This window comes from Pinibacter soli (genome assembly GCF_029961145.1).
GTDB classification, from domain to species: Bacteria; Bacteroidota; Bacteroidia; order Chitinophagales; family Chitinophagaceae; genus Pinibacter; species Pinibacter soli.
This window is the reverse complement of the sequence record NZ_JASBRG010000004.1, coordinates 116734-127742: the sequence shown is the minus strand read 5'-3', so window position 1 is coordinate 127742 and position 11009 is coordinate 116734. Positions and strand designations below refer to the sequence as shown.

The following is an 11009-nucleotide window of genomic DNA, read 5'->3' as shown; positions in this document are numbered from 1 at the left end:
CTTTTTTCGAGAAGAATAATGTATTAAAAAAAAGTATATGTATTTAGTTAAAGAATTCATTTATAATTTAGTATAGACTATTGTTGAAAAATAAATCTATTATTAAGAAGTATATAGATCAGATTTAATTTAAAAAAGTGAATTTTTGAAATTTTGCGCTTGGAGAAAAATTGTGAAGAAAACCCTGGTTAGAATGTTGCTCGCCTTTAAACGTCTTTAATGGGTATTTTTGAGAAATTTAATTTTATTAAAATTAAATGTGAGTAAAATTGGCATTCTGAATTTTTGGTAAAACTGCTGGTCAGGTTTTGTGAGGATTTTGTCTATGGTAATAATGGCAGATTTGTTTATTTAAAGCTTAAAACCGCAGGAACGCAGACTTTATTATTGATTTAGTTGAAAGCGAAAATCATTGGCTGGCCAGCCTGATAAGGAAGCGCGGATTTTGCGGTCACCATAACACTGAAATAAAAAATACCCATCCTTATGGATGGGTATTTTTTCGCTATTTTGTATTAACTTACCATTTATCCGGTTACGTTGTTAAAAAAAGCGGTAAAGAAGTGTTGACCGTTGAGACACAAAAAAGGTGACTTTAAACGTTTAAATTGCTAAATTATATATTACATAATATTTAATGTTTGTTTTTGACTTGCCGTAAGTTCTAGTGATTTGGGATTTTTAAACTAAGACCCGCTTAACCGAGTTGCACCTCACCAACTATAAAAACGCTTCCACAAATCAAAATGAGGTCATCTTTTTCTGCATCAGAGATTGCATCCTTAGCTGCCTCGTTGACAGTAGGGAATGATTTTCCGTACAGATCAAATTTTGCAGATTCCTCTTTTAATGATTCAGCGTCGAGAGCGCGGGGTATCTGGGCCTGGGTAAAATAGTAAGTTGCGTGCTTGGGAAGAAGCTTTAAAACGGTGGTAATATCCTTGTCTTTTACCATTCCAAATACGATGTGCAGGCGGTGATAAGTGGTCACCTCAAGTTGAGAAACGATCGCTTTGATGCCATCTTCGTTATGACCTACATCCAAAATTACGGATGGATTTTGGTGGATGATTTGCCAGCGGCCAAACAATCCCGTCAGCTTTTTTATATTTTTTAATGCATGTAAAATATTTTCATGTGAAATTTTCCAACCCTTTTGCTGAAGCTGATGAACCGCTTCAAGAACTGTCACCAGGTTTTTCGTTTGATAAATTCCGGGAAGATCCAGTTCATAAAAATTCATTTCGTCGGTATGCAAAGTGGAAACTTCTACAGTCAAAAGATGGTGATTATACTTCCAATCGATAGATCTTCTTTTGTCCGGTGCGATGATCATGGGTGTTTTTTGGGCTGCAGATACTTCCTCAAAAACGGGTTTCGTCTCGGGTAGAATTTCACCTACCACCACCGGAATGTGGGGCTTCATAATGCCCGCTTTCTCAAAGGCGATCTTCTCCAAACTATCCCCGAGAATGTTCATGTGGTCCATTCCAATATTGGTAATTACGGACACTTCCGGGGTAATCACGTTGGTGCTGTCGAGCCTGCCGCCGAGGCCCACTTCCACAATCGCAATATCGACCTGCTCTGTGGCAAAGTAATCGAAGGCCATGGCTACGGTAATCTCAAAAAATGAGGGCTCAATTTCATCGATATGGGGCTGGATCTTCTTGGTAAAATCCACCACAAATTGCTCCGAAATCATATTGCCATTTATTTTAATTCTTTCCCTGAAATCCTTGAGGTGGGGAGAGGTGTACAAGCCGGTTTTGTACCCCGCTGTCTGAAAAATGGCAGCGAGCATGTGGCTCGTCGAACCCTTACCATTGGTGCCGGCGATATGTACCGTTTTGAACTTCTTATGGGGATTGTCAAGTATTTCGCAAAGTCGTAATGTATTGTCAAGATCTTTCTTATAAGCAGCTGCGCCAATGCGGCTAAAAATTGGCAACCTGTGAAACAGGTAGTCGATCGTTTGTTGATAGTCCATAGTAATGTAAAGATAATTCATTACCTAGCTATCAACTAGTTGGACAAACGTAAAAGTGAAACGAATAGGTTGATTTGAGTCGGCAGAAGAGAAGTTATTTTGCCGGAAGAAACATTGGAGAAAAGAAATCAAAAAACGAGTTACAAAGTGGTTGGGTGTTTTTTCAGGTTTTTAAGAAGAATAAATGATGACCAGGCAAGAGCTGTAGAAACAAGAAACATGGCCAAAAGCAAGGCGATATCTGAATAAGGGCTGTGAAAAAGCCGCAAACATATGCCTGCGATAAAGGCGACAACGCTAGAAACCACAATTATCAGTGGCCATTTATATCGGGAAAAGTTCTTCATCCGCTAGGGTGTTTTTTAAGGTGAACCGGACGCGATTGGGTTAAAAAGCCTTTCAATATACGATAATATATAAAAAAAGGAAATGTCTAATATTAATTCTTAAGCCTAAAATTGAAAATGATCGTGCCGATTTGTTCATCATCACTGGCACTCAATTTCATTTGCTGCGCTTTTCTGATAGCAATGGTTTTCAAAGTTGAGCTGGCGGTTGTTGATCCTTTCGGCTCATAAACGGCAGAAGTGACGTTTCCACTTGCATCAACCCGGATGTTAATGGCAACTTTCGCATTTTCATTAAAGTCATCTTCAAATGATGGCCATTTAGTAATGCGTCGACCCTCAAGCCCCCTTGAAATACTTACACCAGATGTTCCGTGTCCGCCATTACCCGTATAGCTGTCAGAATTTGGATTTCCTCCAGGCTTGCCCTGATCGCCAACACCACCTGCAATACCCTGGCTGCCACCTTTTTTGTAGTCGTCCGCCTCGTTTCCGCCTTTGCCGGTTCCTGCAGCGCCATGCATAACCGCTTTAGGTTTTGGCGGTGCGGGGGGAGGATTGGGTACCTGGGCCGTTGGTTTAGCAACTGCTTTCGGGGCAACCTCTTTTTCTGCTATTTTTTTAGCTTCCGGTTTAGCAACAACCGGTTTTTTTATTACGGGAGCGTCCTCTTCAGCCTTGTCGTCAGTTTCCACTTCTTTCACAGCTTCTTCGGCTACACTTGCTTTGGGCGGTGTATAACTGGTTTTTTCGGCAGGAGCCGGAGATTCCGGTGACATCGGCTGATCTTCGCCAAGACCGGTATCACTATTGCCCAGATTTACTTCGATGCCGTCCTCGCTTATGGGAGGAGGAGTTACGGGTAACGTCCACTTGATCGTGATAAAGGCAATTAGTAATAACGCCATTATCAGCGCGGTGTAACTTCCGGCTTTAATATTCTTCTGCTGTTCGAAATTGTCGTTCATCATATTCAACTAATACTTTCGTAAATGTACGATTGTTGTACAAAACGATGCAACTATCTTGCTAATTGCATAGATTCTAAAAAATAATCGTGTTAAAATTGATTTGCGGTTAAATTTTTCGGTATCGCACAGTGAAATCGATATCATTCTAAGTTGAAGATATTTAAGTGTCTCCCAATTTTTAGTTGGAAACACCTTCGGCAAACTAACCCGGCAGGATTGACACATCTCAATCGTTAAGGGTTCGTCTGGTACTTTCTGAACTCCCCCGACGTTCAATCGGTTATGCCTATCCGTATTTGCTTTTATTTTCTTTCTAAATCTCAAACAATTCGGTATATTGTTATGCTTAAATTTTATGAGCCACACTGTGCCTCAAATATTTGCACTCGGCGACAATGCCATCGTAATAGAATTGTCGAACACCATTGAAATAGCAATAAGCGAAAAACTTATCGCAATGCATCAATGGTTTTTGAAGAAACAATTTGCATTTGTAAAGGATGTTGTGATCGGTTATAATAGCCTTGTAGTGTATTACAATATTTCCAGGCTGAGGGAAGAAGAAGAACATGAAGTCGCGTATAAGAAGATGGAGCTCTTGCTGCTTGACGCCTTTAGAGAATCTGTAACTGGCAACGGAGTTGAGCAAAAAGTAACTATTATTCCTGTTTGCTACGCAAAACAATACGCATACGACATCGAGGAACTGGCTGCTGCAAAGGGGATTTCAGAGGAAGAAATTATTGCACTACATACATCGCAGATATACCGTGTGTACATGATTGGCTTTATGGCGGGCTTTCCGTATATGGCACACATAGATGAAAAGCTTGAGTATCCCCGAAAGTTAAGGCCAAGACAATTTGTAGGGGCAGGCAGCGTAGGTATTGCAGGGGCGCAAACGGGGATATATCCTTTTGCATCGCCTGCTGGCTGGAACATCATCGGCCGTACTCCTTTAAGAATATTTGATCGAACCAAACAAAATCCTTCTCTATTAAAACCGGGAGATTACGTTCAATTCGTTTCTATTAAAGAAGATGAATTTGAAAAAATGAACCATTGATCTTTTAACATTTTTGTTAGATTTTTTTAATCCTACCCTTGTCCGAACGGAATCATCCGTGCCGGCTTTGAAATACGCGACTGGTGTAGAAAATTTTACCTTATCCATGGCATAGGAATTTTATTTTTTCAAACAATCAATAGTTGAATTTTATTTCAATTAAGGTAAAAAACAATTAATGTCAATCAACATTATTAAGGCCGGCATTCTTGACACAATTCAGGATATGGGGAGAAATGGATATGGGAGTATAGGAATCAGCACCGGTGGCGCAATGGACACTTATGCAGCACGTCTTGCAAATTATCTTACAGGCAATAACGGATGCGAACCGTTATTGGAAATGCATTTTCCCGGGCCCCAGATTTTATTTGAAGAAAACGCGTTGATCGCATTGGCGGGCGGCGATTTTTCCGCTACTGTTGACAATGAAAATATTCCCGCATGGCAGCCGCTCATCGTTAGAAAAAATACATTGATGCAGTTCCCTCACTGGCAAAAAGGCGCAAGGGTTTACCTGGCAGTGAAAGGAGGCTTTCAATCAGAGAAATGGCTGGGTAGCAACAGCACGCATCTGAAAGTAGGGGCCGGTGGTTTTGGTGGAAGAAAATTGCAGAAAGGAGATATCATTCCTTTTAAGGCAAGTGAATGTAACGCCAAGGCTTTTTTGCACGAAAAAGATAACCTGCACGTGTTTCCGTGGAGAGCTAATATTACTAATACTTACAGGAATCCTGATGTGATTTTTGTAGTGAAGGGGAGAGAGTGGAACTGGCTGCCGGAAGATGCAAGGTCAAAATTTTTAAACAATGAATTTCATATAAGACAATCATCAGACAGAATGGGTTATCAGTTGGAAGGAGAGAACTTATTCATTCCCAACAACACTGAACTCATTTCTTCTCCGGTTAACTTTGGCACGACCCAGTTATTGCCGGACGGACAAATGATCATCTTAATGGCCGATCATCAAACCACCGGCGGCTATCCACGCATTGCCAATGTAATCAGTGCCCATATTCCAAAGCTGGCGCAAAGAAGGGAAGGCGAGAGAGTTGTATTCCGGTTGGTTGATAATGACATTGCGGAGAAATTATTCATAGCACAGGAAAAAGAATTACAAATACAAAAGCAATCCAGCCTTGATCATATAAACGAATATGTGAAATGCACAGTGTAGACATCAATTGCGATATGGGAGAAGGATTTGAGAATGATGAAGCGTTGATGCCGTACGTAACTTCAGCAAATATTGCCTGCGGCTTTCATGCGGGCGATACAGACACAATGAAACGAACGATAGCACTTGCGTTGAAGCACGAAGTTGCAATTGGCGCCCACCCAGGTTTTCCGGATCGTGAAAATTTCGGTAGAAAAAATATGGACATGACACCTGATGAAGTATATGACATGGTTTTATACCAGGTGGACCTGCTTTCGAAAATTGCTTTGGAAGAAGGGGCGAAAGTTACCCATGTAAAACCTCACGGTGCTTTGTACAACATGGCGGCTAAAGATGCATTGCTGGCAAAAGCTATTGCCAGAGCGGTCGGGAGTGTTGATAGTAAATTGGCACTTTTTGGATTAAGCGGGAGCGACCTGATACAAGAAGGGAAAAATGTAAGCTTACAAACAGTGAATGAAGCGTTTACAGACAGAACTTATCTTGACGATGGCAGCCTATCGCCCCGCAGCGAAAAAAATGCGTTGATAGAAGATAAAGATGTATCGTTAAATCAGGCCATACAATTGGTGTTGAAGCAAACGGTGCGATCAATATCAGGCAAAACAATCCCGCTGGTGGCTGACACGATTTGCCTTCACGGGGATGGAGAAAATGCAGTGGTTTTTGCAAAAAACATTTACAGAGGATTAAAGGCGCATAATATTGTTCTCAAAAATACAATTCGTTAAAAAACTGTAATAAAACCTATAATTCGCGGGAGGTTTATACTATTCATAACCGATTCCACGTTACTTTTACGGCTCCAACTTCTACTTTTATTTCAACCTGTCTCATTTATTAAAAGACAAGCATGTCTACGACTCAAAACGGGCAACAAACTGTTTACGGTTACGATGATTTTCAAAAGAAAACAGAAAAGCCGGAAAGCAACTTTTTGTGGTGGTGTTCGGGCGCATACACCGATCTTCTTAGAAAATATCCAAGTGAACACACAAAGTACGCCGGCATTGGCGGTGTGATTCTTGCAACATTTGTACTCGCCGCTATTTCATCTGGTTATGCAGTGTATAGTGTTTTCGGCAACTGGTACTGGACGGTTGCATTTGCGATCATTTGGGGACTGATCATTTTTAATTTCGACAGGTTTCTTGTTTCTACCATGCGCAAGTATGGCGTGTCTGCTCGTAAGCAATTGCTGCTGGCGGTGCCTCGTTTTGCTTTGGCACTGCTCATTGGTATTACCATTGCACGACCGCTTGAACTGAAAATTTTTGAAAAAGAAATTGATGTAAAAGTTGCGCAGAACCGGCACGACAAAATCTTATTGAATGATAGCTTGCTACAAAGAGAATTACAAACTGCACAAACAGAAGCACAGCAGGAGCGCAGCCGGTTGATGGCCCGCAAAGGCATGATCGAAGATACTTTGCACACACTGCAGCAAGCATACATACAAGAGGCAGATGGCACGGGCGGTTCAGGTAAGCGCGGCATCGATAAACTTACCAAACTCAAGATGGAAGCATATAACAATGCTTTAAAACAATTTGCTCCGGAGCTGAAACAGCTTGATAGCAGCATTCATTACCAGGACAGCATCATCAATTCACAGCTGGCAGGTTTGGATGTTAAGAAGAAAAATTACGAAGCAGAGTTGCAAACAAAAGTTGGCTTCCTTGAACGCAATAAAGCGCTGGCCGATCTTTCACGGGAAGAGCGTAGTGTGTGGTGGTCAAGCTTGTGCATATCCTTGTTGATCATTTTGATTGAAATAGGTCCGATACTTTCCAAGCTTATCATGAATGTGGGTCCATATGATATTGCGCTGTCGCAAATGGAACTTATTCAAATGGCACGCTCTGAAAATGAAATGCGTCGTGACAAAGAACTGTTGCACGAAAAAATGCAATTGATCTTCCGTCATAAAAAAGACATCACGCAAGACACTTTAAACAAAGCAAAAGCACTCCAGCAAAAGTATATTCAAAGCGACCTTGATAAATGGGAAAAATGTGATTCTCCCAATAAACACGCGCCTCTGAATAACGCGATGAAGGATATTAAGAGCAAGTATGATTTTGAAGAAGAGAACGTTATTTAGGCAATTAAGAATTGTTTGTATGCGGCATGCGTTTTTGAAATTGAAATTTAACTAGTGTAAACCGCTAGTTCACCACTAAGACACTAAGGACACTAAGCACCACTAAGAGATGCCTACAATGAAACAATCCTTAGTGAAGCTTAGTGTCCTTAGTGCCTTAGTGGTAAACTGAACTAATCCTCTTCTTCGTTCTTCGCAGTAGACTTGAGTGTTTCTGCTTTCTTCACCAGCTCAAGAAATTCTTTTTTGTACATATCGCTTTTATCATCAATACTGCCTTGTGCCAGTGATCTTACGAGTTTATAATTACTCGTTCCTTTGAACTCAGAGTTTCTCAGGATCATCCCAAATGCTGCAACCGCAGAAGCGAATCGTATGTTGCTACTTGCAGGCTGTGAATTAGCATTCACGGGCACTTCAAACAACTTACTATTATCCTCATCAGGTTTTTTGTAACGAAGTTTTACAAACATTAATTCATTTGAAAAAGATGTGGAAGACTTTTTCGTTTTTTGTTTTTGATAACGCAAGGGATCAACTGTTCCAAGTTCTTCATCATCCCCCACACCAGAAGGTATAATTTCGTACAAAGCAGTAACAGTGTGATTGCTGCCCATATCACCCGCATCTTTTTTGTCATTGTTAAAATCTTCTTTAGCCAGCACCCTATTTTCGTAGCCTATGAGTCTGTAGCCTTTTACTTTTTCCGGATTGAACTCCACCTGCAGTTTCACATCTTTGGCAATAGTGAAAAGTGTTCCACCAAATTCACTGATCAATATTTTCTTCGCCTCGCTGATGTTATCGATATAGGCGTGATTGCCGTTGCCTTTGTCAGCCAGCTTTTGCATTTTACTATCCTGGTAGTTACCCGTACCAAAGCCAAGCACAGTAAGGTATACACCGGTAGAACGTTTTTGCTCGATTAGATTTTCCAATGCATCATCGCTACTGGCGCCAACATTAAAATCGCCATCGGTGCAAAGTATCACGCGGTTGTTGCCTTCCTTCATGAAGTTTTGTTGCGCTGTTTTGTAAGCCAATTCAATGCCTGCACCACCTGCAGTTGATCCACCAGCTTCCAGAGCGTTGATGGCTTCTTTGATTTTTTGTTTGTCATTTGTAGATGGCAAAACAAGCCCCGCATTGCCCGCATACACTACAATGGCAATTTTATCCTGCGGACGTAATTGCTCTGATAACAATTGCAATGAAGATTTTACAAGAGGTAATTTATCCGCACTCTCCATACTTCCGCTAACATCAATCAGGAAAACAAGATTGGAAGGAGGGAGTTTGTCATAATCAATTTTCTTTCCCTGCAAGCCGATCATCACCAATTGATGCTCTTTGTTCCATGGACATTGCGTTGACTCCGTCGTTACACTGAAAGGCCTGCCATCCTTGGGTTGTGAATAGTTGTAAGAAAAGTAATTGATCATTTCTTCAACGCGAACTGCGCCCGGAGTTGGCAGTGTACCTTCATTGATCAATCTGCGAACGTTGCTGTAAGAAGCTGCATCAACATCGATAGAGAAAGTTGAAAGCGGGTGATCCGTTACTTTTTGAAAAGTGTTTTCTTTGATATTGTCGTAACCTTCTCTGTTATAATCTTCATCCTTTGACTTATTTGTACTGTTTCCCCGAATTCTCACCAATTTTGATCCGCTATATCCCTGTACTACCACGCCTGCGACGCGACCGCTGAGAGCGGTAGATACCGACGCGGAGGTAGTCATGTCCATTTTTCGTTGGGCTCCATATCCCACCACTACCACTTCGTTCAGTGATTGTGCGACCGGTCTTAATTTTACATCGATCACCGTCATTCCTTTCACCTTAATTTCTTCCTGGTAATAACCGACAAAAGCAAAGGAGAGAGTTGCTTTTTCGTCTGCTACCGTAATGGAATAAGAGCCGTTTGCGCCGCTACTAACGCTGGTTTTTGTGCCCTTGATAGTGACAGTAACGCCTTGCAGCGAATTACCTTTCTCATCGGTAATCTTTCCCGTAATAACAATTGGTTGTGCAGTAAACAAGAATGTGCTTGCATACACTAACAGAACTGACAGTAAGGTTTTCATATGCTGTTTTAGTGTCAGATGCAGGGACAAAGAGAATTACATAAAAGGAAATAGAAATTAGAAAATTTTTCAAATTCGTGCTGTAAATAATCAGTAAACAAAGACTGCTTGTCATCCCGACGAAGGAGGGATCTGCGTGATTTATTTAATAGCATGCACGATTGTGTAAAACCCAGATCCCTCCTTCGTCGGGATGACAAACAACAGGTCTGATTATTCAAACAGCTTGTATAGCGACGGTTGAAACCTGCTTACGAGTTCCACTCTTAATTATTCTTTATTAATTATTAATTGCCTCCCTCCGCATTTGCTTCGCCGTCTTCGTACTTCCGTCATGGCTCCAGCCGGGAGGTTGAATAAAGTAGTTGATGGCATTTTTAAGAGAGCCTGCATGTGCAGCTTTTGTAAATAAACTGCCCCATGTTTTAAGCGCGACGACGATAGGATTGAAAGAATTGATGTTGTTCGTTAGTCCGTATGTGGGACGTTCTTCTTCGGCTTTAAAAGTGCCAAACATGCGATCCCAAATGATGAGAATGCCCGCATGATTTCTATCCAGATATTTTACATCGCTGCCATGATGAACGCGGTGATGTGATGGCGTATTGAAAATCAGCTCAAACCATTTCGGCATTTTGTAGATCGTTTCGGTATGTATCCAGAACTGGTAGATCAGGCTTATTTGTTGCATGAACAAAACATACAGCGGGTCAAAACCAACCAATGGCATCCAGGCCCAAAACAGAAAACTGCCAGTAAGATTGCCCGTCCATGTTTGTCGCAGGGCCGCAGCAAGATTGTATTTCTCTGAGGAATGATGGACAACGTGCGATGCCCATAGCCAGCCCATTGCATGGCTGCAACGATGGAACCAGTAGTAAGAGAAGTCGTCAGCAAAAAATAACAGCACCCAGAACCACCATGTATCAGCGGGAAGCGTAAAGAAACGGAATTGATAGATGAAAGACAACACAAACCAGATCATTGTTTTGGTAACAAAACCCATGAGCACATTGCCAATGCCTAGAGCAAGGCTTGTGAATGTATCTTTTGTTTCATAGAAATGCCTATTCTCCCTGTAGGATAGCCATGCTTCTATCGACAAGAGCAATATGAAAAATGGAATGGCATAGTATAGTATGGCGGGAGGCATGACAAACAGGTTTGGTCTAATTTACAAGCAATGTTCTAATAAGTTACGACCGGTAGAAAATCTTGATTTGAATTAACTTTTAGATTCGATTTTACCCTTTTTGCAAAGTTA

General features: G+C 41.3%; 8 protein-coding genes. 4 read left to right on the top strand and 4 right to left on the bottom strand.

Features of this window, described 5'->3' with window-relative positions:
• Nucleotides 1-697: 697 nt before the first annotated feature.
• Nucleotides 698-2011 carry a bifunctional folylpolyglutamate synthase/dihydrofolate synthase gene (locus tag QJ048_RS07400; RefSeq protein WP_282333706.1) on the bottom strand — a complete coding sequence of 438 codons (1314 nt, stop codon included), beginning with the start codon at nucleotides 2009-2011 and terminating at the stop codon, nucleotides 698-700.
• A 418-nt stretch (nucleotides 2012-2429) separates the two neighbouring features.
• Nucleotides 2430-3308, bottom strand: a complete 879-nt coding sequence (locus QJ048_RS07395) for a hypothetical protein (protein ID WP_282333705.1) — start codon at nucleotides 3306-3308, stop codon at nucleotides 2430-2432.
• A gap of 355 nt (nucleotides 3309-3663) precedes the next feature.
• On the opposite strand from QJ048_RS07395, the gene pxpB reads away from it, so the two are divergent.
• The 4 genes from pxpB (at nucleotide 3664) to QJ048_RS07375 (ending at nucleotide 7661) form a co-directional block, all read left to right on the top strand.
• Nucleotides 3664-4374 carry a 5-oxoprolinase subunit PxpB gene (gene pxpB / locus QJ048_RS07390; RefSeq protein WP_282333704.1) on the top strand — a complete coding sequence of 237 codons (711 nt, stop codon included), beginning with the start codon at nucleotides 3664-3666 and terminating at the stop codon, nucleotides 4372-4374.
• A 178-nt stretch (nucleotides 4375-4552) separates the two neighbouring features.
• On the top strand, nucleotides 4553-5554 hold the full coding sequence (locus QJ048_RS07385; RefSeq protein ID WP_282333703.1) for a 5-oxoprolinase subunit C family protein: 1002 nt from the start codon (nucleotides 4553-4555) through the stop codon (nucleotides 5552-5554).
• A complete protein-coding gene (locus QJ048_RS07380; RefSeq protein ID WP_282333702.1) occupies nucleotides 5542-6288 on the top strand; it encodes a 5-oxoprolinase subunit PxpA in 747 nt (248 codons plus the stop codon). Before QJ048_RS07385 ends, QJ048_RS07380 begins: the two co-directional genes overlap by 13 nt.
• Nucleotides 6289-6410: 122 nt before the next feature.
• A complete protein-coding gene (locus QJ048_RS07375; RefSeq protein WP_282333701.1) occupies nucleotides 6411-7661 on the top strand; it encodes a DUF4407 domain-containing protein in 1251 nt (416 codons plus the stop codon).
• 173 nt (nucleotides 7662-7834) lie between these two features.
• Here QJ048_RS07375 and QJ048_RS07370 read toward each other — a convergent pair whose 3' ends face one another.
• Nucleotides 7835-9745, bottom strand: a complete 1911-nt coding sequence (locus QJ048_RS07370; protein WP_282333700.1) for a vWA domain-containing protein — start codon at nucleotides 9743-9745, stop codon at nucleotides 7835-7837.
• A 280-nt stretch (nucleotides 9746-10025) separates the two neighbouring features.
• Nucleotides 10026-10898 carry a sterol desaturase family protein gene (locus tag QJ048_RS07365; RefSeq protein WP_282333699.1) on the bottom strand — a complete coding sequence of 291 codons (873 nt, stop codon included), beginning with the start codon at nucleotides 10896-10898 and terminating at the stop codon, nucleotides 10026-10028.
• Nucleotides 10899-11009 lie beyond the last annotated feature (111 nt).